The organism is Burkholderia sp. AW33-5 (assembly GCF_053427615.1).
The window spans coordinates 63,421-88,769 of record NZ_JBSAXA010000020.1; the positions used below are offsets into that span (position 1 = coordinate 63,421).

At 63.2% G+C, this 25,349-nt stretch carries 16 protein-coding genes and 2 pseudogenes; 6 read left to right on the forward strand and 12 right to left on the reverse strand.

Features of this window, described 5'->3' with window-relative positions; genetic code table 11:
* Positions 1 to 152: 152 nt before the first annotated feature.
* The 4 genes from ACV22V_RS25525 to ACV22V_RS25540 all read right to left on the reverse strand — a co-directional run bounded on the left by ACV22V_RS25525 (position 153) and on the right by ACV22V_RS25540 (position 4,949).
* Positions 153 to 2,828: a TcfC E-set like domain-containing protein gene (locus tag ACV22V_RS25525; protein WP_448015860.1), complete on the reverse strand. Its 2,676-nt coding sequence runs from the start codon at positions 2,826 to 2,828 to the stop codon at positions 153 to 155.
* Between the two features lie 52 nt (positions 2,829 to 2,880).
* Entirely contained in the window at positions 2,881 to 3,588 is a 708-nt protein-coding gene (locus ACV22V_RS25530; RefSeq protein ID WP_059536256.1) for an EcpB family pilus assembly chaperone, read from the reverse strand.
* A 112-nt stretch (positions 3,589 to 3,700) separates the two neighbouring features.
* Positions 3,701 to 4,354 (reverse strand): common pilus major fimbrillin subunit EcpA, encoded by a 654-nt coding sequence (locus tag ACV22V_RS25535; protein ID WP_059536252.1) that lies wholly within the window; start codon positions 4,352 to 4,354, stop codon positions 3,701 to 3,703.
* 142 nt (positions 4,355 to 4,496) lie between these two features.
* Positions 4,497 to 4,949, reverse strand: coding sequence for a hypothetical protein (locus ACV22V_RS25540; RefSeq protein ID WP_448015861.1), 453 nt, complete (start codon positions 4,947 to 4,949; stop codon positions 4,497 to 4,499).
* A 503-nt stretch (positions 4,950 to 5,452) separates the two neighbouring features.
* Between ACV22V_RS25540 and ACV22V_RS25545 the strand changes: the two genes are divergently transcribed.
* Positions 5,453 to 7,081 carry a hypothetical protein gene (locus tag ACV22V_RS25545; RefSeq protein ID WP_448015862.1) on the forward strand — a complete coding sequence of 543 codons (1,629 nt, stop codon included), beginning with the start codon at positions 5,453 to 5,455 and terminating at the stop codon, positions 7,079 to 7,081.
* A gap of 486 nt (positions 7,082 to 7,567) precedes the next feature.
* Here the strand turns inward: ACV22V_RS25545 and ACV22V_RS25550 are convergent, their stop codons facing one another.
* Entirely contained in the window at positions 7,568 to 7,843 is a 276-nt protein-coding gene (locus ACV22V_RS25550) for a hypothetical protein (protein ID WP_448015863.1), read from the reverse strand.
* A gap of 207 nt (positions 7,844 to 8,050) precedes the next feature.
* Positions 8,051 to 8,227, reverse strand: a complete 177-nt coding sequence (locus ACV22V_RS25555) for a CsbD family protein (RefSeq protein WP_059536240.1) — start codon at positions 8,225 to 8,227, stop codon at positions 8,051 to 8,053.
* Positions 8,228 to 8,459: 232 nt separating this feature from the next.
* On the opposite strand from ACV22V_RS25555, the gene ACV22V_RS25560 reads away from it, so the two are divergent.
* Entirely contained in the window at positions 8,460 to 8,606 is a 147-nt protein-coding gene (locus ACV22V_RS25560) for a DUF3096 domain-containing protein (protein WP_081053095.1), read from the forward strand.
* Between the two features lie 812 nt (positions 8,607 to 9,418).
* On the forward strand, positions 9,419 to 9,571 hold the full coding sequence (locus ACV22V_RS25565; protein ID WP_373557212.1) for a hypothetical protein: 153 nt from the start codon (positions 9,419 to 9,421) through the stop codon (positions 9,569 to 9,571).
* A 102-nt stretch (positions 9,572 to 9,673) separates the two neighbouring features.
* On the opposite strand, the gene ACV22V_RS25570 is transcribed toward ACV22V_RS25565, so the two are convergent.
* From ACV22V_RS25570 to ACV22V_RS25580, 3 genes are all read right to left on the reverse strand, one after another.
* Positions 9,674 to 10,912, reverse strand: coding sequence for a S53 family peptidase (locus tag ACV22V_RS25570; RefSeq protein WP_448015864.1), 1,239 nt, complete (start codon positions 10,910 to 10,912; stop codon positions 9,674 to 9,676).
* Between the two features lie 34 nt (positions 10,913 to 10,946).
* Positions 10,947 to 13,079, reverse strand: coding sequence for a hypothetical protein (locus tag ACV22V_RS25575; protein WP_448015865.1), 2,133 nt, complete (start codon positions 13,077 to 13,079; stop codon positions 10,947 to 10,949).
* 685 nt (positions 13,080 to 13,764) lie between these two features.
* Positions 13,765 to 15,846, reverse strand: coding sequence for a hypothetical protein (locus ACV22V_RS25580; RefSeq protein WP_448015866.1), 2,082 nt, complete (start codon positions 15,844 to 15,846; stop codon positions 13,765 to 13,767).
* A 233-nt stretch (positions 15,847 to 16,079) separates the two neighbouring features.
* On the opposite strand from ACV22V_RS25580, the gene ACV22V_RS25585 reads away from it, so the two are divergent.
* The gene (locus ACV22V_RS25585) at positions 16,080 to 17,198 is read left to right on the forward strand and encodes a helix-turn-helix transcriptional regulator (protein ID WP_448015867.1); all 1,119 of its coding nucleotides are present in this window, start codon (positions 16,080 to 16,082) and stop codon (positions 17,196 to 17,198) included.
* Positions 17,199 to 17,245: 47 nt separating this feature from the next.
* Here the strand turns inward: ACV22V_RS25585 and ACV22V_RS25590 are convergent, their stop codons facing one another.
* Positions 17,246 to 19,435 carry a TonB-dependent siderophore receptor gene (locus ACV22V_RS25590; RefSeq protein WP_448015868.1) on the reverse strand — a complete coding sequence of 730 codons (2,190 nt, stop codon included), beginning with the start codon at positions 19,433 to 19,435 and terminating at the stop codon, positions 17,246 to 17,248.
* A gap of 646 nt (positions 19,436 to 20,081) precedes the next feature.
* On the opposite strand from ACV22V_RS25590, the gene ACV22V_RS25595 reads away from it, so the two are divergent.
* Positions 20,082 to 22,286 carry a LamG-like jellyroll fold domain-containing protein gene (locus tag ACV22V_RS25595; RefSeq protein WP_448015869.1) on the forward strand — a complete coding sequence of 735 codons (2,205 nt, stop codon included), beginning with the start codon at positions 20,082 to 20,084 and terminating at the stop codon, positions 22,284 to 22,286.
* A gap of 76 nt (positions 22,287 to 22,362) precedes the next feature.
* Here ACV22V_RS25595 and ACV22V_RS25600 read toward each other — a convergent pair whose 3' ends face one another.
* Together ACV22V_RS25600 and ACV22V_RS25605 are read right to left on the reverse strand one after the other, a co-directional pair.
* Positions 22,363 to 23,550, reverse strand: coding sequence for a M20 aminoacylase family protein (locus ACV22V_RS25600; RefSeq protein ID WP_448015870.1), 1,188 nt, complete (start codon positions 23,548 to 23,550; stop codon positions 22,363 to 22,365).
* Between the two features lie 50 nt (positions 23,551 to 23,600).
* Positions 23,601 to 24,749 (reverse strand): annotated as a pseudogene (locus tag ACV22V_RS25605) (aldehyde dehydrogenase family protein); the annotation flags it as partial.
* Here ACV22V_RS25605 and ACV22V_RS25610 point away from each other — a divergent pair.
* A pseudogene (locus ACV22V_RS25610) lies at positions 24,725 to 25,216 on the forward strand (fumarylacetoacetate hydrolase); the annotation flags it as partial. The pseudogenes ACV22V_RS25605 and ACV22V_RS25610 sit on opposite strands and share 25 nt — an antisense overlap.
* Positions 25,217 to 25,349: the final 133 nt, after the last annotated feature.

The window sequence follows — 25,349 nt, forward strand, 5'->3', positions numbered from 1 at the left end:
GATTCCTCACTGGTTATTGGTCCGCGCATGCGCATCTCACCCGCTTCAATTCAGCCAGTCGGCCCGGCATCGCGCGTTACCCGACAAAAATGGATGCGCGACCGACTACGTCGGCCGCGCACATGGACATACCTCCTTCTTTTGCTTCGGCATCAGCCTTCGCGGCGCCGAACCGGACCCGCATCGGCCACGCTTTTTGGTTTGCATTCGACCTGATCAACCCAGAGCGCGCCTTGCGCCTTGCTGAGGTCAACGTCGATCTCGCACGTTCCGCCGGCATCGGTCTCGTATTGAATGACCGGATAGGCGGTATCGACGTCGATCACGAAACCGCCGTCGGCCGCGGTCGTAGCCTTGCCGATGTGGTTGCGAATTTCCGTGTTCGGCTTCACCAAGCCGTTTTCGGTCAGCACGCCGAACACCGTTACCAGCCGGCGGACCTTCGGCGTCATCGACGCGACGTTGCCGGGATACAGCACGAGCTTGGCGTCGCCTTCCTGGATATCGAAATTTTCCGGCGTGTCACGACGCGTGCGAATCTTCACGCGGTGCTCGCGGTATCCCGTCAGAGGAACGAACGTGGAACGTGAATCGAGCGCCAATGCCCCGTTCGTGGACACCATCTCGAGGTTGCCGCGTGCCGACTTGTCCACACCGACGATCACACCGCTTTCGCCCTTCTTGCTGTTGAACCCGATGCCGCGCGTGTTCCACCCGACACTGCCCTGCATCGCGGCCGTGCCGCTGGCATCGCCTGTGTCGTCGATGTTCACGTTGCCCTGCCAGCCGAACCAGCGGTTGTGGCCCTGCGCGCCGAGATGCGCCTGGGTGCTCGTCGGGTTGCCATAATCGCTCGACAGTGAACGCGAGCGGTTGACTCCTGCCGACAGATAGTCGACGCCAGCAATACGCTCCGGCCGCCAGCCGACGTGCGCACCGATCTGCTCGGTATCGAGCGAACGCGAATAGTCGATGCCCGCGTCGCCGAACGAGAACGTCGCATTCAGGCCGACGTAGAACGCGTTGTTCCACTTACGGCCCATGCCGCCGGTATTCCTGCTGAACATCTGGCCGCCATTGAGCATCACGCGCATCCATTTGTTCGCGTAAATGTCCTGGCTCCAGTCGATTCGATAGTCCTGACCCCCGCCTTGGTATACGCTACCGCTCACGTTGAGCGTCGCGTTGTTGGCCCAACCGAACATTCGCGAAACACTAACGTTCGAGCCGAAACTCAGTGTGCGCTGATTGTATACGCCGTTCTTCGCGGTGCTGCCCGTCGTCAGCATGTAGTTCGCCCATGCGCCGACCGGCCCAATGTTAGCCGCGGCATTCGCATTCAGGCGCAATCCGCCGTCGCTCGTCGCCCCCGTGTCGACGCCGACGTTACCGTACTTGAAACTCCGCTGATAGCGCAGTTCGGCGGCGGCCAGGCCGTCAAAATAATAGGCACTACCGTGAAACGTACCGAGCCGAGTCGCCATCTTGCCGCTCGCGCCGACGAGTTGTCGGCTGATCGAACCACGTCCCCCGACGTTGTTCGCAACATACTGGCCGACATAGAACTGATACTGCGTGTCCGCACCTGTACCGCCGTTACTCGGCTTGTAAACCTGCTCATTCCGGGACGACACCACGCGACCGTTGACAACGACGTCCACGCGAATCGGATAACTCCCGACTGGCAACTGACGCGTATCGATTTCCTGGTTGCCGAGGGGAAGATGCTGAACGTTGATCAGCTTGCCGTCGCGGTGGATCTGCACTTCGCCGGATGCGGGCATGAACGCGAAGATCGGCGTGCGCGCCAGCGAGCCGTCGTTCAACTCCGAGCGGCTCGCGGTGCCCGCGCTGACGCCAAGGAAGCGCCCGCCCGGAAGGAACGTCGTTTGTCCCAGCGCATTCATCGACCAAGTGCTCAGATAGCCGGCCGTGATCGCTACACCGCGGTAGTCACGTTCCAGCCGCGCTTCATACAGGTTGAAATCGTCGCCGCTGCGAATGTCGCCTTCAACATACGCGTGATTGACACCAATAGCACTGACCGACTGCACGTGGAGGTAGCCGTTCGCGTCGGCACTGGCGTTCTTCACGACCGACATGTCGTAGTTCAGCACACCGCTCGGATGCTTCTCGGTACTGTCGGGCAGCATATGCAGGCGCGGCGCGCCTTCGCTTGCATAGGCATCCCTCGGCAGTTCCGCGACCAGTTCGAACGTCCGCAGATTGAATTCCAGCTCGACGTCCGATGCGTCCTGGCGTGCGGTCGACGTTTCCGCGACCACGCGCAGCGGCTTACCGTAGTGATCCGCAACCCTCTGCTTCGCGGCATCCGTGATGGCGATCTTCGCGAGGTTGAAGTCGACCAGCGTCAGCGTGCGACCATCGTACTTGACGGTCGCACGGCCCGCTTCCTCGGAACCGCTGTCGGTCTTGAGCCGCACGGGCACTTCGACACCCTGCTCGAGTGCGCCGAGCAGGTTGTCAGGGAAAGTGTACTGACCGGCAGCCAATGTGCCATCGACATGTGTACCATCCGCAGGATCAGGCGCGTACTCGGCATTCTCCGAATGCAGCAAGCGAGCGTCGCTGCCCGGTTCCGTGTTCGACTCAGGCACGGACGCCGATACGTGTTCCGAGGCCGTGATCGCGTCGACACTGACGGCGTGTGCAGACGCGTAGCGACGCCGGTCAGCGTCGGGATTCTCGACTTCCCGCGCGCCCCGATCGAACATCACCGAATGATCCGCCGCAAGCACAGCCGACGACACCCATCCTCCCGCTAGGGATATGGCGACGTTAAGCGCTGTCATTGTCGACTTTTTCATTCGCAGTCCAAATTGAATCTCTGTTGAGTCACGTAACGAAACCGTGATTTGCTTACTTTGCTACGACCTTCGACGGCGCAGCATTCATCGGAAAATACTGGTATTCGCTGCCTTTCCAGACGCCAATACCTTGAAGGGATACCAGGCCCTTTTCCTTGCGCATGTCTCCCGACTCACCCGGAAGCAGGAAAGTGGATCGGCTGCACGCCTTCGGTTCAGTCGCTCCCTTTTCTTCGCACTTCCCCGTGGCCGTGACATGGACGAAGGTATTTCCGATGTTCTTCACGCGCCCATTGCCGTCGTTTTCGAATTTGAAGTGGATCGTGCGTGGGCGAACGACGAGGATCGAGCTCAACCGAATGCGCTGCTTTGCGGACAAGCTGACACCATCACTGATGTTCGCTTGAGACGACACGGCTTGTTCAACGAACGACAACTGGTAGTAACGCTCCTTGTCGTCCCGCTTGCCCTGGTAGTAGATTTTGACGTCCGCCGTTCGATGCGGCGGTAGAAACACCGTCGCGGGCGAGATGAGTACATCTTTTTTCTGCTCCTGCAGCACCGTCAATTGCCGCGGATTGGTGATCTCCTGGACTTCCGTCGACACGAATTTGGCTATCGAGTCGTCGTTCTTGATCTGCTTGACGACGTAGAACTCGTTTTCCTGCATTTCGGTCGTCAACGATCCGATGCCGATCGCCGATGCGTGCTGTGCGCCCATCAGCGCGGCCGCCAGCGCCAAAAGTTTGAGTGGCTTCATCGTGTCCTCCGAAAGAAAAGAAAAAGAAAATGCCGGACCCCTGGACCCCGAGATCCGGCATTGCCGGAGTCAAGCCTGCTTCGACCGAATCTATGCAGGCATTCGGCGAAACTTACGCGCTCGGCGTTTCCCAGCTCGCGACGAAACGCACTTCGACGTCGCCGTTGTATCGGCCATCGGAGACGCCCGACAGACCCGCGCCAGTCAGAGGGTTGCCGTCCTTGTCGGTGCCTTCCGCGATCGAGAATTTCACCGGCACGCCATTCGCCTGGTGGTACGAACCGTTCGGCGTCTTGTTCGGGCCGACCTTTGCCAGATTCATGTTCTGCAGGCCATTTGCCGCGATCGACGGCGCCGCGTCACCGCCCGTGCCCGACAGGATGTCGGTGAGGTTTTGGCTCAGCTCGATGCCGCCGAGATCGACGCCGACCTTCAGCGAATCCTTCACGCCACCAGCAACGGCATTCAACGTGTTCTGCGTGAGTTGCGCCTGGATCTTGTAGCCCGTGCCGCCTTCATAACCCGCCGCGAGAACGGTCAGCGTGCGGTCCTGCGTCGAGAATGCTTCGCTCGACGGGTTCCACTCGAAATCGAGCGTCGTGCTACCTTCAGCGAAGACGCTCAGCGTCACGTCGGACTTCTTAACAACCGATGCCGTCCACTTCACCCGGGCTTCTTCCGGGCCCACGGTTGCGGCGATGGCCGGAACCGCGAACGCGACTGCGAGTGCGGATGCCACTGCGAGGCGGATTGCAGTTTTCTTCATATCGATCTCTCAAAGGGTTTCATCAATTGACTTGGAATGACCGGACGACAGCCCCATACCCGGGGATATGCTTCTGGACCACCTGTCCTACCAACCGCCGATTCAATGGATTTGCCAGATCACGGCGGCGAAACAAATTATTTCAAATGAAAGGTAAATGAAATATAAGAATCGGCCTAAAAAGTCCTTGATCCGCTTCGAGCGGGCACGGGTTCACTCCGTAGAGCGCCCGTGCTGATGAGTGACGGTCGCGCCCAAGCGCATTGATCTGCGCGAGGAGAAGATCAGCGCAAGAAGGTTTGCCGAGGACGAGATGGGTTGGACGCGCAGGTCCGGTGGGCGCGCCGGAACCGAAGACAACGCGCATCACGACCACAATTGCCGGTGCGTTTCGCGGCGCACCTGCGATGCACTGCCCAATCACGTCTGCTTGAGTTCTCACATGCGCTGAATGGGCCATACCGCGATTGGTTCGATACATCTTGACCGGTCCAACCATGCGTCGCACGAGCGCAGACAAGATGCCGGCATGCAGCGTGAGGTCCGCGGCGTGTCCGCCGTTTCGGCGGATCGTTAAGCGAGCAGAGATGCCCATCGCCGACTATCGCCGGCGCGGGGCATTAAACAACGGCCGGCCAGCTCACTTCCGGGCGCGAACGAACGCGACGCGGCAGTCCGCGCGAGAACATCCACACCGCCCTCGCGCTCGATCGCGGACGGATACATCTTGACAGGCGCCCCAGCAGAGTGACCGCAGTAGGTATACACCTCGTGCATTCCCTGTCAAAGAGACATCGGCGATCGCAGAGACCTCCCGAGCCTCCACCGGCAAGCCGTGTGGGAATTGCGCGGATATCTGCGCTGCGGGATGCATTTAGGACGGTTCTCATATTCTGATCGCGCGGCCCTCCATTAGCATACGAAAGCCATCTTGCGTGTGACTAACGGAACGACTCGGTTATCCGGTCCTCATTGCAGCCCCCTCCGCTCCATCGCTCAATGTCGAGCATGCGTTGCGCGTCGACCTGAATCCGGAATGGCGGCCGAAAAGTCATATGCACTCCACCGACTGCGTCTATTCCTCGCCTCACCATTGAAATGTCAAATCTCAAACCACTTTTTCTACGCGCCGGGATTCGCCTTTGCCTGAGCGGCGTGCTGGCGCTCGGCCATGCTGTCACTGCCCATGCTGCGGCCGATGACTCGCTTGCCATTACGTGCAGCCGTGCTCCCACGACTTCCAGTCATTCCTATGCGCCAATAGTGATTGAGATGGGCGATTATCTTTATTTGCCCGACATTCCCGCTGGCACCACGGGCGCACTCGTTGGGCGCATTCACAAGTCGAATCCCCAACTGACGCAGTTGGCCATCATCTTCAAGGAGGCTACCACTTGGGACTATTTTCCGGACGTCGCCGTCAGCGCATGGGTGTCGGCGGGCGGTGCATCGCGCTCGATCGTTGTTCCGGATAGCCAGGATGTGCGCTTCCCCAACCTTCCCTTTTCCGCCAAGAGCGCACAGAATCGTGTCGGCGCGGACTACATCGTCAACGGCATGCAAATCGCGTCAATTTTTATGTTTACGCAGCAAACCGCGAACTCGCTGGGGCAGTTCGTTCGCGGGCCGGGTACTCAAGTGCAGGATCCGGTCGCCAGAAAGATGGTAGCGGACGCCTTTCTAAACCAGTCACCGATGACGTTCGGTGCGCGTATGTTCTACTCCCCCCTTCTCGATGGAGATCGTGGTAAGCAGCTTGCTGATTGGTGGGTAAAAGGAGATTCCTGGAGCCTTTGTGGATACGCCAACGAGTACGTTTATGGAACGACGGTGACGCCGAGCGCCAGCAATATGTTCAAGCTGTCACCGATCAGCGGCACCATCAGCGTGTCGAATGGCAAAATGCTCGTATCGGTTCCACCCGTCTGCCGTATCACGGACGGCAACATGGAATGCCCGATATCCACCAACGCCACGGCCACGATGGAGAACGTATCATTCGTCGTTCCACCTTCTCAGCAGTCCGACATATGGTTCATGACGGCAAGCGGGCAGAAGGTATCAAAGGTCACTGCGACTGCCTTGGGCACATCGAAGTTGGTGGTATCGGCGAATCTGCTGGATTCGCTGCTGGGCGACGCCGAGACGAAACCGCTCGACGATGCCATCGGCGCGATCGTGCAGACTACCGGTGGAACGGCCGTCGACATGCAAGTGTCCTTTTTCGATGACACGGAACTGAAACGTCTTACATTCGGCGTCGCGATCGACGAGCGCGACCCCGCTGCGATGGGCAAATATTCCGGTTCGATCGGCCAGGATCCCGAGATCGTCGTACCGCTCACGATCCGGCAGTACGGCGCGTCGAAGGCGACGAAAGTGTCGGTAGACGTGCTCGCGCCCAGTGTGCAAACCGCAGACGGGCCACGTTGCAAATTCGTCGACCAAAGCGGGGCAACCGTGGTTGCAGTGCCGTCAATCGTCCGCTTTTATGACGGCACCGGGCTCGACGATCGCCCGGACAATTGCACCGGTACCGTGTATGACGTCGCCACGCTAAAGTGGCGCGAGACCCTCGGCGGCGCATTCGCGTACGAGGGGGCCCTCGATATGGACCTGCGCTTCCCGCTCGATCCAAAGCAACTGGCGACCGACACGACAGGTACGCCCTGGTTTGGTACCGTTTCGGCCAGCGGCGAAGTGCGTGTCCGTGCTGATTGGCTCTGAGCGACTGCGGCCTTGGCGGTGCGCCGCACGCTAATATTTGACATTGCGCAAATAAATCCTTCGATTCCGCACCGCTTCGCCAGCACGGTGAGTGACGGTTTCGTCTGCGACTGTCTCAGGCCCCCAACGGCGATCGATATGCGGTGCTGCAACCGCATGACCGGCTTCCGATCCTGACGCCCGATCGCCGTCTGGAGCACCTCGCAATTTGATTCTGCCAAGTTAAATCTTTCGTAGATGTGCTAATTTTTCGCCACACGTCAAGATCCTGTCAGATTTGAAGTCGTCTAATCGAATAGCAGTCGTCCTTTTCTTGAAAAATCCGGACGCGTCGCGCGCTTTACACCAGCACTCGAGCCTGTCATTGTCCATCTTTAACTTTTTTTCAGACATATCTGATTGTTCCGATCAGTCGATTCCACGACGATAGGTTCGCGTGGGAGGCGTCGGTCCGGTAACCCGACTTCTTCCGTGCGAACCATTCACTCAGATTTTTTGGGACCGTTCAGAACAATAAAAAAAATAACCCTGTCTCTTCTCTTGATGGCGCTCGCCGCGCCCGCCTTCGCAGGCCAATGCAATAGCTACGGCTATCAAAAGAAGCTGCACAGACTTGAAGTCAAAGCCGAAATCGCGAGCAGATACGGCGACAGGATCAAGGCGCAGAAGCTCCGGGAAAAGCGCCAGTATTTGATGTCCCGTTGTCAGCTGACGCACACCCTTGGCGGAGCGGCCGCGAACTACGCGCCGTACCAATATCATTAATTTTCCGTAAGCGAGGGCGCGCAGTGCCCGGGTAAATTCGCCGTCCCCGCTGGGAAGTACGCAGGCCCTCGAACACGAGGGCCTGGCGCTTACAAAACACAACGCCGGTCGCAATCAGAGCAAATTCGCTCATCTGCGGATTTCCCCACGAAGTCTGAACGTCGACGTGCGCGGCCGCCAGTTCGGGGGCTTCCACGTCGGGCTCTACTGCCGCTTCTTGAATCGCTCCTTTGCATCGCCGAATGATGCTTGTGTCTTCCCGACGATCTGTTCGGCCTTGCCCGTCAGTCTGCTTGTTCGATTTCCCACGACCCTGCCAACCATCTCCTTCAGTTTTCCCTTTGCTTCCGTGATGCGACCTCTTATCTGATCCTTGTTCATGACATTGCTCCTTGAAACCGACGAATGCTCGAACTGCGGTCCGGCACGCCAAGCGGAATCGCGATGAAACGTCGGTCCAGGCACGGCGATTGCGCGGGTCGAAGCGTTCTCGCTTGTGGACAACAGCGAGTTGATGGCCGAAAGCTTGACGCTCGCCAGGCTCGCGTCTCTGTAACGGGTGCCGGAGGCAAAGCAGGCTGCGGCCACTCGTTTTCAATCTTGCGGAGGAAGCATGAACACGCTCACTAGCGCCGGCCCGCTGGTTTCACTGATCGCCGGCATTCTCATCCTCGTGGTGCCCCGCCTCCTGAATTACATCGTTGCGCTCTACCTGATCGTCATCGGGCTGCTCGGCCTGTTCGGAGGACGTCTCCATTGAATGGAATGACCACGAGATAGCCGTTCACGAACGCGCATCAGTTACGTCGTGGTGCCATGCGTGGGTCCGGTGGTGGCGAACACCACCAGTGCAATGAGCAATAGATATGCCGGCCGCATGAGGGTGAGTAAACGATCGAACAACGACATCGCGCGTCTTCCTTGATGAGATGACTCGCCTCCCCTGCGCCGGCCGCGTGATGCGGGGGCCGTGATACCGCAGGGCCCATCCTCTCGCAATGCGGTGAAGGGGCCTCCCCTTCGGATGCGAAGCGATATTCGACCCGACATCGGCGGAAGGGGATGGGTAATTTTCACTCTCTTGGTCACACATCGAGTCCCGCTACGTCAGACTTTTACCGCTTTTCCTCCGTTTTCATTTCAATTCAATGTAAGTGTTGCTTTGTCGGATCTGAACGCACATCCCGATAGCATTGTGAATCGCGTCCGCGTGCACTTTCGCTTCCGCCTCTCGCCATCATGATCTGCATTCCTTCACATTATTAGACATGTCGTGCCGTGCAGCGATGATGACATCGCGCGTTCGAGCATTGGATCGGCACGACTGACAAGAGACGCGGATCGCGTGATCGAAATAGCGAGCGAAGCACCCGCCGCTCCGTATGGGAACGAATCGTGCTCGTTGTCAGGCACTGAATGGAGGACAGCACGATGAAGCCCATGACACTCTCAAACCGCCGGATTCTGGCGACACTCGTGGCAAGCAGCGCACTCGTCGCGGCCAGCGCGGCCGTGGCGCAAGTCTACGTTGAACCGCCACCGAGGTACGAAGAGCCCGCCCCGGCGCCGGGTGTGTCGATCACAATCGGCATGCACGGCGACCGCTACTGGGACGGCCATCGCTACTGGGAGCACGACGCGTGGATGCACCGTCATCCGCGTGAACATGACCCGTGGCGGGAGCACGAGCGCGAGCGCATGCGCGAACACGACTATCGTGAATAGTGCAGATTCGCTGCGAGATACCAGGAAAACCGCTCCTGCTCAACAGTCTCGTACGTGGCGCACGGGCCGGCCAGATTTATTCGGATCACGAACATATATACGTCAAGGCGCAGCCATAAGCGCCTGGATCAGATTGGCGGCCATCGGGCGCCCGAGGCCGGTCACGTAGTCGTACCCGACCGCCGTGGTACAAAGCGTGCCGCATGCGCCGTTCGATCCGCTGACGATATCGTGGAAGTTCGCCGCGTAGGCACTCGACGCGAGTCCGTAAAGCACGCTCTGAATCGCGCTCACCGCGTTCAGCGTCGTCTTGCCGCGCGCGACGCGCAAGCTGTTTGCGATCGCGACCAAAGCGGACCATTGCGGCGCGCCCGCGCTCGTTCCGCCGACGACGAACCAGCCGCGTTGCCCCGCATAGCCGTACGAATCGTAGACCGCGAAGCCTGAAGCCGGGTCGCTGTCGTAAGCCACGTCGGGCACGCCGCGCAGCCCGAGGGTGTCCGATGGCATCCCGAAGTTCGACTGATACGTCGGCTCCGGCTCGACGGCGCTCTGTCCGCCGCCGCTTCCGGCCCACGCCGTTTCGCCGGCGTAGGCACCGCTTGCATCGATCGCGATCGACGTGCCGCCGACGCTCAGCACGTACGGCGACGCGGCCGGGTAGTCGACACCATTGCCGCCGTCGCCGGACGCAGCGACGAACGACACGCCGTTCGCGCTGGCGAGCTGCCCGTCGTATTGCGTCTCGGCCAGAAATTCGGCGGTCCCCCAGCTGATCGACACGACCTTCGCGCCGACGCCGCCCGGCGCAGGACGCGTCGCGAGCGCGATTGCGCTCATCAGGTCATCCAGCGAACTCGATGCGGCTTCGACCAGCACGATCCGCGCATTCGGTGCGATCGCGTGCGCCCACTGCACATCCAGCGAACTCTCGAGCGCCCACAGCGCATCGGGCGGCGGCGGCCGCTTGTCCGGTGTCGCGTACACCTTCGTGAAACAGCGCGGGGACGCGCACGGCGACAACCCGAACGTACTGCTGAACAATCTCAGATCCGCTTCGACATTCGGATTGTCGTATGCATCGACGATCGCGATGACCTGATCGTCGCCGCCATAGCCGCGCGCCGGCAATTGATCGAACCCGTAGAAACGGCGGATCTGCTGCGGCGACAGGCCGACCGGGTTCCGCTTCGCCGATCCGTGCAGATGGAGCGGCGGTCGTGCAAACGCCCGCGGCGCTCGCGACGCGGACTGCGCGAACGACACACCGAGCGTGAGCGCGACGCTCGCCGATATGACGACGAGCGTGCGCAACACACGCGTGAACGAAGCTCGCTTCATGATGCTCCCCCGTTGGCAGACGAGCTGACGTGCGTCAGTGCACCTTCGCGCTCGTAAACGACAGCGATTTGCCCGTGCCCGCGATGACCAGCCAGTTGTTCGGATCGGTGGTGACGATCGTCGCGCTCCCGCTCTTCACGCTCGGCATCTGATACGTGCTTTTCGGCAGCAGCCAGGTCATGTCCTGCAGGCTCGTCGGCTGCGTCGCGCTGAATGTCCAGCTGGTTCCCGTATCGGTCGCCGTCCAGTTCACCAGCAGACGGCGCCGGTCGAACTGCGTGAGCTGGTCCATCGTGAACCACTTGAACTGGCCGGTCGTCGCGAGCGACGCCGCGTAGCTGAGAAACGTCGTCACGACGTTCGGATACCATGACGCGCCCAGCGGGTGCATGTAGACCAGCCGGCTCGTGCGGTTCGCGACGACGAAGTCCATCAGCGACAGATACCAGTTCTGGACATCCGTCGTCGGCACCGCGAACTCCTGGAACTCCTCGAACGTCGCATACTTGCCGAACGGCATCACCGGAAACGCCCAGATGCCCGGATTCAGCAGCGAACCATTGCGATACGCACGCGTTTGCGCGTTGCCGGTATGGCCGGTGAAGTAGTACCCGGAATAGCCGTTCGACTCGAGCCAGTTCACCGCCCACGTCGGCGTGTTGCCTTCCGGCGCCGCCCATTCGACGTCCGGCCTGCCCGTCACCGACTGGACCGCATTGTGGTTCAGCACCAGATATTGCGTGAACGTGCTCGCGTTCGTTTCACTGGCGTTCGCCCCCCAGTAGTCATGCGCCCACCCGCCGTGGCTGCCGATTTTGTGCCCGCGCTTGAGCAGGAACGCGACCAGTTGCTTCGCCTGCGTATTGTTCGTCAGGTTGATCCCGAGACCGTCGCCGATCGTCACGTCGTCCGGGCCGGCCGTCATCACGATCGAGTACGGGCCGCTGTTCCAGATACCGAAGTTCTTCAGGTACTGCGCCGGCTGGATCTGATCTTCCGCGCAGAAGTGCCAGTTCAGGACCATCCCGGCCTGCGCGCGCGGCTGCAGCGACAGGTGCGGCATCGACAGGATGTTCGTCGTGAAGTAACGCAGGAAGCCGTGGATCGGCATGCTGTCGGTTTGTCCGTCGAGATACGCGAGCGGCAGGTTGACGAACATCACGCCGCCGTTTCCGTACGCCTGATAGCCGGCGACGAGACCGAAGTTCGGCGACGTCAGCAGCGTCGTGCCGGTATACGTGCCCTGCGTGACGTAGCTCGGATACGTGAGGAAGCCGTATACGTAGCCGGAAATGCCTTCGAGCACGTCCGTCGTCGCCGACGGCGTCGCAGTCGCGAGCGACGTCGCGCCACTCACCGCGGTCGATACCGACGACAGCATCGTCGACGTCGGCGAATACGTTCCGGATCTGACCTTGCGCCCCGTCGACACGCGCCCAAGATTCAGCGGCACGCCGGTCATGCGCCGGTTTTCCATCTTGTACGTGAAGTACGTCTGATGGTTGTACCCGGCAAGCCCGCCCGGGTTCGATGTGCTCGGCTGCAGGAACAGCAGCTGATTCGTCGTCGAGCCGGTCGAGGAAGTCGACGTGGTGGCGGCCAACGTCGTCGCGGCCGTCGTCGAACCGGACCATGTCATGGACTTCCCGGGCGGAACCTGCAGCGCGCGCAGCGTGCTGCCCATCCCGGTCACGGGGCCGAGGCCGATCATGCTTCCGCCGAGCGTATCGTAGAGCACGTAGTTGACGCCGGCCATCGAGCTGAATCGCGATTGCCCGGCCGGATAAAAGCCCGTCGCGTTCAGCACACCGAAATCATAGACGAGCATCACGCGCCCGCCGTTCAGCGCGTAGTTCTGGATAGCGGTCACGAGCGTATCGTCGGCGACCGTATGCACCTGGTCCGGCAGGATGAGCCCCTGATACTGCTGCAGCGACGTGCCGCCCTGCTTGAATTGCGTGTCGCTGATGAGCGAGATTTGCAACCCCTCCTCCGCCGCCGAATCGAGCCAAGCGGACACACGCGGATCCGGCAACGTAAAGTTGTCCGGCAGCAGCAACAGCAACTGGTTCGACAGCGCATTCGCCGGCCCGGCTGCGAACGTCATCAGGCAAACGGAAAAGACGATCAGAAGGGCCCGTAGGGGCCGAATTGACTTGGCCAACATTGTTCTCTCCCGACGGAGGTGGGATGACTGCCGATGCCCGACACGTCGCTGCCGCCGCGCTCCACCCATCGAGATCGGGCGAGCGGTGGCCGGGCCGTGTGGCGCCATCGGCTGAGGGGGAGAGCGAACGTGCCGCGTTTCGGACACGTCTCGGCAACGCAAGTACATCGATTCGTCGGACGATCGCAAACGCGCGGCAGCTGTCGTTCCCACCACAACCGATGAAGCTAACAACGTGCCAGTCCCGCAATCACGCTGCCGCAACGGCCCCCGGCCATGGAAAGCGCACGGAACGGGAAAATCGTGCCAAAAACGTTACAGCGTCGATACGCGTACGTGGCGGCGCAATGTGACGAAGCAGACGGGAAGCGTCGCGATGGACGATTTGAGGCATCTGGCGCGGCGCCGCATGGGACTCGCGGTCGCTATCGCCCTGGTTGGGCGTCAGCACGCGCCCGAAATCAACGGAAAATGATTCTGTCGAGTAACACCGGCGCTGCACGCGTGCACTGCGTGACCTTTTCCGAGTCATGCCTGATGCAGTGACAAGAAAGATGTTCACGCAAGAAAGTCGTTCAGGAGGTGGCGCACGCCGACTCGCCACGCCATGACGCAAAAGGGGCTGGCGGGATCAAAATTCACCCCGCCAGCCTCATTCTCAACGGGCGTATCTGCCCGACCTCCGTCACTTGTCGTATTCGAAGGACTCTGTAAAGACCGTGTCGATCGTGTCGGACCAGCCCAGGTTCACGAACGAGAAATCGGTGCCGCCCGTCCAGCCGGCCACCGACGGGAACGCGACGCCCTGATCGCCCGTCACGTTGAGCGTCACCGCCGCTCCCGGCAGGACCGGCGACGCCTGTGCCGAACCGTTGACGAACGTCGGCACCGTCTGCCCCGACGCGGTTGCGCGAATCTGCACGTTGCCGCGCTTGACGAACGGCAGCCCCGCCTTCGACGTCCAGCTCAGCGGGAACGTCGCGCCGCCCGCGAACGTGCTGGCGGTGCCGGGCGTCAGGCTGTCGCGCGTGGACTGCGCCAGATCGTGCCACGCATACTGGCGCAGCGCGTCGGGCAATGGCGACGGCGTACGCAACCGGACCGTATAGTGCCGGGCCGGCGCCGACGTGTCGCCGTTCTGGTAGACGTCGATCGTATAGGCGCTGAACGGCTTGATGTCGGCCAGCTCGGCGGCGCTCAATTGCGGCTTCGCCCATGCGGTATTGTTGCGCGGCGCATCGCCGGGCCACGTGAACAGGCCCTGGCTGGCAGGGTCCTGCGCGACGCCGGCCAGACGGAAATTGTTGCGGCACAGCGCATTCTTCGTCAGCGCGGCGAGCTGGGCCGGCGTCTGCCCGCTCGCGATTTGCGCGCGGATGTTCAGCGTGTCGCACGTACCGCTCGACGGCTGGAGGAACACGCCGTTGCGCAATCCCGGGCCGGTGACGATCGCGAAATCCACCGCGGTGCCCGATGCATCGACGGTGCCCACCTGCAGGTTGAGCGAATCGACGAACGCGTTGGTCCCCGTCGACGGATTTGCCGGATTCAGCCAGTCCCATTTCTGCGCGTTCGCGGTCACCTTGCTCAGCACCGCGCGCTGATTGCCGACCACGCGCCAGCCGGTATCGCCGTTCGCGAGGCTGCTCGCCTGCACCGCGAGTTGCACATGCTGCTGCATGCCGTCGCGAATGCCATCGGTGCGCGTCCACGCGAGCTTGACCCACATCGTGTCGCTGGCGACGACGCGGATGACTTCCGGCAAACTGAAGCTGGCATTGTTCATCGCGTCGTCGGCCACGATGCCCGGCGCGCTGCCGGCATGCGCGCCGAATTCCTGGTCGGCCGACATGCCGTTGTTGAGATAGGCAGCGGGCACGCCTGCGTTCAGTGCGCCCGACGCGACGCCGTCGACGAAGATCCGCCCGCACGCCGGGACGTTTCCCGCCGCGCGCGCCGCGCCGGTCGAACCGGCGAAACACTGATTGAGCGCGCTCTGCAATCCCGCCAGGTCGCTCGCGCTCGGCAGGTTCGACATCACCGTGCCGTTGATGGTCGCGGCGGCCGGCAGGCTGGCCTTGTCGCTCGGCTGCGGCGCGACACCGGGCGCGAGCTGAAGCTGCACCGGCGTATCGCCGGACGCGCCCGCCACCGAGCTGATCTGCACGCCGCCATCCGGCAACACGTTGATCTTCACCTGGTCGAGCAGCCGGTCGAGGCCCGGCCCGCCGGCGGTCAGCGGGCCGGAGATCAGGTCGACGCCCGTATTGCCGGTTGCGGTCAGCAGGTCGACCAGTGCCGACGCATAGGCCTGCACCGTGCTGGCGACCGCCTGGGCGGTGACCTTGCTCTGCAGCAGCCCGGTGTCGGCCAGCAACTTCGTCGGGTTGTCGCCGATGATCGTGGCGGCGATCGCATTCGTGATCGGCGTGATGTTGATCGTCTGTGTGCCGGCCGTGGCACTGAGTGCGATCAGCGTGGCTTGAGAATCCGCGACGTTGCCATAAGCGGACAACGCGAAAGGCGCGGTCAGCCCGGTCACGGTGCAATGAAACGCGCCGGTCGTGGCGTCGGCCGGACAGTCGACCGATTTGCCGGTCGCATCCATGAGTTTGACCGTCGCGGCCTGCATGGCCGCGCCCGCGGCCGCGACGCCGCTGACCGTCTGTGCAGCGGGTTCGGACGGTGACGAAGATGAGTTGCCGCCGCCTCCGCAAGCAGACACCGCCAGCGCTGCGATACCCCACACGACAGGTTTGAGTTTCATTGATTTTCCCCTGTGATTCTTCTGGTTATCAGGTGCGATACGCGACGCGCATGCACGCTGATCGGAATTCTCGCAAAGGCGATTTTTGCAATCATCATTCAGGTGAATGAAAATCCGGAAACAATGCGGTACTGAAGGAAAATAACCTGTGTTAGCCTGAAACAAATTCGGTATTCGAATCAATATTCGTCAGATAAAACATACATACAAAATCATTACGCGGCGGGGGCAACATGCAACGGGACCAGCTCATCGGGGACCTCTACGAGGCCGCCCTGTACCCGGATGGTTTTCTCGAAGTCTTCCATCGGGTATCCGAATCGCTCGGCGCAAACATCTTTCATATGTTCAGCTGGGACGCCGCGCGCAATGCTCCGAAATTCTCGATCTATTCGCCGCGTGCCGAACTCGACTCGATCGTCGCACTCTACGACCAGTATTACGGCGCACTCGATCCGCGCCGCGGCTTCGTCGAGAACGCCCCGCTTGGCGAATTCGTTTGCTGCCAGGATCATCTGACCGACCGCGATGTCGAGCGCAGCGAATTCTTTCAGGATTATCAGATTCCGTCGGGCATTCGCTACCTGATGGGAATGCGCTTCGCGCGCCCGGGCAGCGACGACATCCTGCTCGGCTTGCTGAGAGCGCACGGCCGGCCGCCTTATTCGTCAGAGGAACGCGCGAACCTGACGGGCATGGCCGGGCATCTGCAACGCGCGATCAACCTCTGGCAGGACGCAAACGTGCTGCGTCGGGACGCTGCGCTCGGCAACGAACTGATGGCGGAACTGGGTTTGTCCATCTTCACGCTCGACCGGCATTCGCGCGTCGTATTCGTCAACCGGGCGGCAGAATCGATGCTGCGCGCCACCACTTGCCTCAAGCTCGAGCACGGCCATCTGAGCGCGACGAGCGCGCCGCAGAACGATGCGCTCAAGGCGGCCGTGGCACGTGTCGCGCAGACCCGCAAAAGCGAGAACCTTGCCCTGTCCGGGACCGTGAGTGCCGCGCACGAAATCTTTCTCGGCATCGCTTCGCTGTCCGGACAAGCACGCCATGGCGCACTCGGCGACGCCGCGATACTGATCACCGCCAGACGTCGCAGCGCCGCTCCGCTCGTCGTCGCGCAGCAACTGCGGCAGGCATTCGGCTTGACGAGCGCCGAAGCGGCCATCGCCGAAGCATTGATCGGCGGCAAGACGCCGGAGGAATGCGCGGCCATCGCCGGCGTGTCGCTCTCGACCGTTCGCACGCAGTTGCGCGCGATCTACGAGAAGACGCATTCCCGAAATCAGGCCGAGGCGGTCGGGCGGATGCTGTGGGTACTCCCGCAGCACGTGCGTGACGGGTGATCGCGCGAAACCGCGAGCCACCGACGTATCGAAAAACGGGGCCGCGGCTACCAGTTGTATTTCGCGCTCGCCAGCACCGTTCGCTCGTTGCCGAACACGCATACCGCGCACGACTGGCAGCCGCTGACGTAGCGCCGGTCGAACAGGTTCGCGACATTCAACGCGAGCCGCCAGTGACGCAGGTCGTAGTGCATCGCCAGGTCGTACAGCGTGGTGCTCGGCACCGTCAGCGAATTGTCCGGCGCACCGGCCAACGCGCTCTGGTAGCGCACGCCGGCACCGATCCCGACGCCCGCCAGAGCGCCGCCGTGCCAGGTCCAGTCCGCCCACAGCGACGCCATCTGTCGCGGCAGCGGCACCGACACCGGCCAGTTGTTCAGCGACGCATCGTTCGCCTGCACGTTCTTGACGTCCTGGTAGGCGTACGACGCGACGATCGACAATTCGCGCGTCACCTTCCCGACCGCGCTCAGCTCGACGCCGCGCGAACGCACCTTGCCGGTCTGCACGGACGACGTGCCGGTGGGATCGAGACTCGGCGGCGCCGGCGTCACGACGTTGGTCTGATCGATCCGATAAACAGCCGCCGTGAGCATCAGGTTCCGGCCGGGCGGCTGCCAGCGCAGCCCGGCCTCGGTCTGCCTGCCGCGCGTCGGTTTCGGCAAGCCGCCGCCGTACATGCGCACGCCGATCACCGGATCGAACGACGTCGAGTAGCTGACGTAGGGCGCCAGCCCCGCATCGCCCTGCCAGGTGAGCCCGATGCGCCCGGAAAATGCACTGACGTCCTGCTGCGTGCCGGTGCCGGCCACGCGGTCGTCGAAGCGCGCGCTCACGCGATCCTCGCGGCCGCCGAGCGTGAGCGTCCAGCGATTCCAGCGGATCTGGTCCTGCGCGTACGCGCCGAGCGTGTTCATCGCCGTGTACTGATCGAAACGCCCGAGCGACGTCCGGCCGGAGAAGATCGCGGCCGTCACCGGACGATAGACCGGGTGGTACAGGTTGAGCGACGGCGCCAGCGCGAGCCACACGCTGTTGGTCGTGGTCTGCCGGTCGAACTGCAGGCCAAGCAGCAGCGTGTGTTCGAGCGGGCCGGTGGCAAAGCGCGCCTGCGCGCGATTGTCGATGTCCAGCCGGCTGTAGTTCAACTGGAACAGCCCGGCGGTGCGCATCATGTTGGTCGTGCTGCCGGGTACGAGCCCGTTGCCGAATACCGTCGCGTCGTCGAGCGACAGCCGCGACCAGCGCACATCCTGTTGCAGCGTCCATATCGAATCGACGCGATGCTCGAGCGCGTAGCCGAGCGACCATTGTTTCTTTCGATAGTCGTTGAACGCCGGGTCGCCCATGTAGATGTCCTGCGACAGGCGGCCGTTCGGGTTCGGCAGCACCGTGCCCGACGCCGGCAGGAAGTTCGACGAGATGTCGCCGTGATCCTGCAGGAACGAGGCGGATACCGTCAGCGACGTGCTGGCCGTCGGCCGCCAGCGGAACGACGGCGCCACCGCGACGCGCCGGTCGGCGTTCGGGCCGGTCGCCGCGTTGCCGTCGCGCGCGACGCCGACGAAGCGATACGCATACTTGCCGTCCGGATCGAGCGTGTCGCCGACGTCGAGCATGGTCTCCTTGCGCGCATCGTTGCCGATCCGCACGCCGGCTTCGCGAATGCGCTCGCCGTCGGCGAGCTTGGTGTGCGCATCGACGATCGCGCCGGGCTCGCCCGCACCGTACAGCACCGACGTTGGCCCGCGCAGCACGGCGATCGAGTCGATCGTGTAAGGATCGACGCGCCAGTTCGCGATGACCGCCGTGTTCGGCGCCGGCACGCCGTCGACATACAGCGTCGGCGTGAAGCCGCGCAGCGCCGCGTACCAGTCAGTCCGGCTGTCGGCGCCGAACGTCGCGAAACCCGGCACATAGCGCAATGCCTGGTTCAGGTCGGTCGCGCCCGTCATCTCGATCTGCTGCGCGGTCACGAGGTTGGTCGTCTGCGGGATCTCGGCGACGGGCGTGTCGGTCCTGGTCGCGGTGGCCGTGCGCAACCCGACCAGCCCGAGCGACGCACGGTCGGCCGCGCCTGTCACGTCGATCTTCGGCAGCAGCGCCGCCGTGTCGGCTGGCGGCGCCGTCACCGTACCCGATGCCTGCGCGTGTACGCCGCCCGCGGCCGCCGCGCACAACGTTCCCCCGGCCGCGATCGCGATTGCGCGTCGCACCGAACCTGTCGCCTTTCCCATCGTTTCGATACTCTCCGTCGTGCCGTCGCGGCCCCGCCGCCGCGTGTGCTGCCGTGCTTCCCGCCGCGCACGAATCGGTGCGCGTCGATCGATCGGGTCGTTTTCGCGCGCGTGAATGATATCGGCCGCGGAGTGCGCGCTTTATGAAAAGGCACATGAACGCGATCCCCGTATCGCGGGTGCAGGAACGTTCACGATGTACCGTTCCCTCGCCTGCGTCGCGTCCTCGCGCCGCCCTCCGATTCTTTTCATTCGTCGCGCGGTGCCGACGCCGTTTCACCAGCATGCGCTAGCCGCAGCCCGTTGGCCCTGAAACGATCTGTAACCCGCAACATGTCATATGTTGTACGACAACATAATGAAATAGTGGGAATCTATCGCTTTGGATACCTGAAAAGCTTGCCGCTCGCCGGCCGGCGACGATCATATCTCGCAAACGTTTCAATCGCCATTCATTTCCGTATTCTTAGCATGTTAATCAACAAATTCATCAGAATCCGCATCTCGAAAATATGCCGCCCCCAGGGCCAGCTCGTGCTCGAAAACGTCGACGCTTCCAGTACAATCCGCATCGTCATGCGATGACTGATTTCAAATGACGCTGCCACTTTTCAGCTGAGTCCCGTCAAGGAAGGACGTACACCACATGAACGACTCGCAGCTTCGGCTTGAATCCGGCGCGCGCATTTCCCGGCGCACCTTCCTTTACAGCATCGGCGCGCTCGCGCTTTCCGCTTGCGGCGGCACGGGGGCGAGCGAAAGCGTCGCCGGCACCGCGGCCGGCAACCGTGCGCTCGCGCGCGTGGCCACGGGCACGCCGGCCATCGCCACGAACGACGCGTTCGCGCACCCCGGCCTGCTGCACACCCAAGCCGATTTCGAACGGATCGCACAGAAAGTGGCGGCCGCCGCATTGCCCTGGCGCGAAGGCTGGAACACGTTGATCGCGAACGGGCATGCGCAGTTGTCGTGGTCGCCGCGCCCGCAGGCCGTCGTCACGCGCGGCGGCACCGGCTCGCAAAACTACCCGGTGCTGTACAAGGACATCGCGGCCGCATATGCGTGCGCGCTGCGCTGGAAGATCTCGGGCGACACCGCATATGCGGACAAGGCCGTGCAGATCATGAATGCGTGGTCGTCGACGCTGCAGCATCTCGCCGGCGATTCGAACGTCGATCTGGCGGCCGGCATCTACGGCTACGAATTCGCGAACGCCGGCGAGATCATGCGCACTTACCGCGGCTGGGCCGCCGCCGACTTCGCCGCGTTCCAGGCGATGATGGCCACCAGGTTCTACCCGATCAACGCCGATTTCCTGAACCGCCACAACAACACCGACATCACGCACTACTGGGCGAACTGGGATCTGTGCAACATCGCGTCGATCATGGCGATCGGCGTGCTGTGCGACGACCACGCGAAGTTCGACGAAGCCGTCAACTACTTCATCGACGGGCCCGGCAACGGCGCGATCGCGCAGGCCGTCTATTACCTGCATCCCGGCCATCTCGGCCAATGGCAGGAGTCGGGCCGCGACCAGGGGCACAACACGCTCGGCATCGCGCTCGGCGGTGCGATCTGCGAAATGGCGTGGAACCAGGGCGTCGACCTGTACGGGCACGACAACAACCGTTTCCTCGCGGGCGCCGAGTACGTCGCGAAGGCGAACCTCGTGCAGCCGGACGGCACGTTCCTTCCGGTGCCGTACGCGCCGTATGCGAACGTCGATGTCACGCAGGCGCAATTTTCGACCGCCGGCCAGGGAGTGATCCGCCCGTGCTGGGCGCTCGTCTACAACCACTACGTGAACCGCAAGGGGCTGTCCGCGCCGTGGTCCGCGAAGTTCGCGCGCGCGATCCAGCCCGAGGGCGGCGGCGGCAACTACGGCGAGGCGAGCGGTGGATACGATCAGCTCGGCTACGGCACGCTGACATGCACGCGCGACCCCGTTGCGCCCGCAACCGCACCGAGCGGGCTGACCGCGTGGCCGGCCGCCGAGCGGGTCGTGCTGTCGTGGTGGGGCATCGCGAACGCAGCGAGCTACGACGTGAAGCGTGCGTCCGTCTCCGACGGCCCGTATACGACCGTTGCCAGCGGCATCGTCGATCCGCTGACGTACACGGACACGCCCACGCAAGGCGTCTGGTACTACGTGATCAGTGCGCGGACCGCGGCGGGTGAATCCGCGAATTCGCCGGAAGTCGCCGCGTCGACGGCGCTGCAACTGCATACGTTGCTGACCTTCGACGAGACAGGCGGCACGATTTCGGCGGATGCAAGCGGCAACGGCCATGCGGCCACGCTCGCCGGCGGCGCATCGCACGTCGCGGGAAAGCGCGGCAACGCGGTGTCGCTCGACGGCTCCAGCGGCTACGTCGCGCTGCCGAACGACATCGTCGCCGACGTGTCGGACTTCACGATCGCGGCGTGGGTCCACTGGCGCGGCGGGCAGACGTGGTCGCGCATCTTCGATTTCGGTTCGGGCACCGGACGCTATCTGTTCGTCACGCCGAAAAGCGCACACGGGACGATGCGCTTCGCGATCACGACCAATGGCGGGCATGGCGAGCGCACGATCGACGGCAACGCCGCACTGCCGGCCGGGCAATGGGCGCACGTCGCGGTCACGCTGTCGGACACGACCGCGACGCTCTACCTGAACGGCAATGCGATCGGCTCGGCGAGCGACGTCATCTTCGCGCCATGGCGCATCGGCAAAACCGCGCAGAACTGGATCGGACGCTCGCAGTATCCGGGCGACCCGTTCTTCAACGGCGCAATCGACGAATTCCGCATCCATCGCGGTGCGATGTCGGCCGCGCAGGTGAAGGCGCTCGCTCAAGGCGCGTGATGCGTGCCCAGGTTTCGAATGTGCGCAGCGGCGGGCGGCGCCTCCGCGGCCCGCCGCTGCGACATCGCACACGCACTCACGGCGATCGCCTGAAGCAATGCTGCGCCAGCGCGACCCAATACCGGACCCCGGCCGGAATGATGTCGTCGTTGAAATCGTATTTCGGGTGATGCAGCGCCGGCGCGGCCGTTCCGGCCGGCGCGTTGCCGATCAGCACATAAGCGCCGGGGCGCTCCTCGAGCATGAAGCCGAAGTCTTCGGACGTCATGTTCGGCGGCACGTTGGCGTCAAGACGTGCGTCGCCGAAGGTGTCGCGAATCACCGCTTCGCAGAGCGCGGTCTCGGCCGGCGTGTTGACCGTCGCCGGGTAGTACTGAAAGAACTCGACGTCGACTTGCGCGCCATGAGCGTGCGCGAGCGCCTCGCACATGAGCCGTATGTCACGCTGCAATTGTTGCTGCAAGGCCGACGACAGCGTGCGAATCGTCCCGCGCAGCTCGGCGCTGTCCGGAATGACGTTGTCCGTCGTTCCCGCATGGAACATGCAGACCGAAATAACGGCCGGATCCACGGGATCCTTGTGCCGCGCGGCGATGGTCTGACACTGCAGCACCATCGAACAGGCGAGCGGGACGGGATCGATGCCCAGGTGCGGCTGCGCCGCATGCGCGCCCTTGCCGGTCACCGTGATCCTGAACCGGCAGCCCGCGGCCATGATCGGCCCCGTGCGCAACCCGAAATGCCCGGCCGGCAAACCGGGCCAGTTGTGCATGCCGAATACCGCCTCCGTCGGGCATTGCTCGAACAGCCCGTCGTCGATCATCTTCCGCGCGCCCGCGCCGCCCTCTTCGCCGGGCTGAAACACGAAATGAACCGTGCCCGGCAACTGCGGCAGGTCCTTCAGCACGCGCGCGGCGCCGAGCAACATGACGGTATGCCCGTCATGCCCGCACGCATGCATGATCCCTTGCGCGCCGGATGCGTGCGCGAAATCATTGGCTTCCTGGATCGGCAGCGCATCCAGATCCGCACGGAGTACGATTCCGCGGCGCGGGTCCGCACCGGGCAGGCTCGCGACCACGCCCGTGCCGCCCAGCCCGCGTGTCACCGCATAGCCGAGATCTTCAAGCTCGCGTGCAACGACGTCGGCCGTCCGGTGTTCCTCGAATCGCAACTCGGGATGCGCATGCAGGTCGCGACGCAAGGTCGCCCAGTGCGCGTGATGCGCTGTCAACGACGTCTCGGGGATGATGGGGTTTTCCAATTTCGACACCCTTGCAAGGCAAACCGGTTCAAGTCGGGACTGCGGCCGCGTCAATCATGAACCCCCAGGATCGACTTGACCTCCATGTACTCTTCCATCCCTTCGATCCCGTATTCTCGGCCGTTTCCCGACTGCTTGTATCCGCCGAACGGCGCTTGAGGGTCCCACGCCGGGTAGTTCACGTGCACCTGTCCCGAGCGGATGCGCGCGGCCACCTCGCGCACGCGCTCCTTGTCCGTGCCCTGCACGTGTGCGCCGAGTCCGTAGACCGTGTCGTTCGCGATGGCGACGGCTTCGTCGACGGTGTCGTAAGGCAGGATCGCGAGGACCGGGCCGAAGATCTCCTGCTGCGCGATCGTCATGTCGGTGCGGACATCCGAAAAGATCGTCGGACGCGCATAGAACCCGCGGTCGAATCCCGCCGGCCGCCCGGGGCCGCCGGCGATCAGCTTCGCCCGTTCGTCGATGCCCGCGTCGATCATTTGCGCGACCCGGCCGAACTGCGCGCGATTGGCCAGCGGGCCATGCGTCGTCGCCTCGGCGAACGGATCGCCGACGACCATGCGCTCCATTGCCGCGACGGCCAGTGCCTCGACGCTGCCCAGCACGCCGCGCGGCACGATCAGCCGGGTCGGTGCGCTGCACGACTGGCCCATGTTCCGGAACGCGGCGGCAACGCCCGGCGCGATGGCGCGCGACAGGTCCGCATCGGGCAACACGATGTTCGGCGACTTGCCGCCCAGCTCCTGCGCGACGCGCTTGACGGTCGGCGCCGCCGCCTGCGCAACCAGCACGCCTGCGCGCGTCGATCCGGTGATCGAGACCATGTCGACTTCCGGGTGCGATGCGAGCGACGCGCCCACTTCCGTGCCGCTGCCGCTCACCAGGTTGAACACGCCCGCGGGCACGCCCGCATCGGCGATCACCTCCGCAAACAGCAACGCGCTGAGCGGCGACAGCTCGCTGGGTTTCAGCACCACCGTGCAGCCCGCCGCGAGCGCCGGGCCGACCTTCGCCGTGATCTGATAGATCGGCCAGTTCCACGGCGTGATCAGCGCACAGACGCCGATCGGTTCGCGCACGATCGCGGTCGTCCCGCGCCGGGTCCGGAACGGATAGCTGGCCAGATTGTCGCGCGCGACCCGGATATGTTCGGCCGCGAGCGGCACGTGAGCGCTGCGTGCATAGCCGATCGGCGCTGCTGCTCGGCAAATGCAAGGACAACAACGGTTCGTGCGCGATCGGCCCGTTCGTGCGGCTCTTCGACGGCGGCTTCACGCTGGACAGCGTGCGGCAGGCCAGCGTGTCGCTGCGCGTCGACGGCGCGGACGACGACTTCGTCCTCGACGGCATCAGCCACATGCGCGAGATCAGCCGCGACCCGGCCGATCTCGTCGTGCAGACCTGCGGCGCGCATCACCAGTATCCGGACGGCTTCATGCTGTTCCTGGGCACGATGTTCTCGCCGATCCAGGACCGCGACGCGCCCGGCGGCGGATTCACGCATCACCTGGGCGACCGCGTCACCATCTCCACGCCCGCGCTCGGCGCGCTCGTCGACGTCGTGCGGCTTTGCACGGAGATCGCGCCGTGGACCTTCGGCGTGCGCGCGCTGTACGCCAATCTGGCCGCACGCGGCCTGCTCGATGCCGCGGCATGCCGTTGAGCCGATAAACCGCATGCCGCCCGCATCCGGCACGACGCAGACGAACCGGGAACGAAATATGCGCGCATCCCGGTTTGCCGGTTGCACGGCAGGTTTTGCAACGCAGGCAACCGGCGTCATGACCCGCAATTAC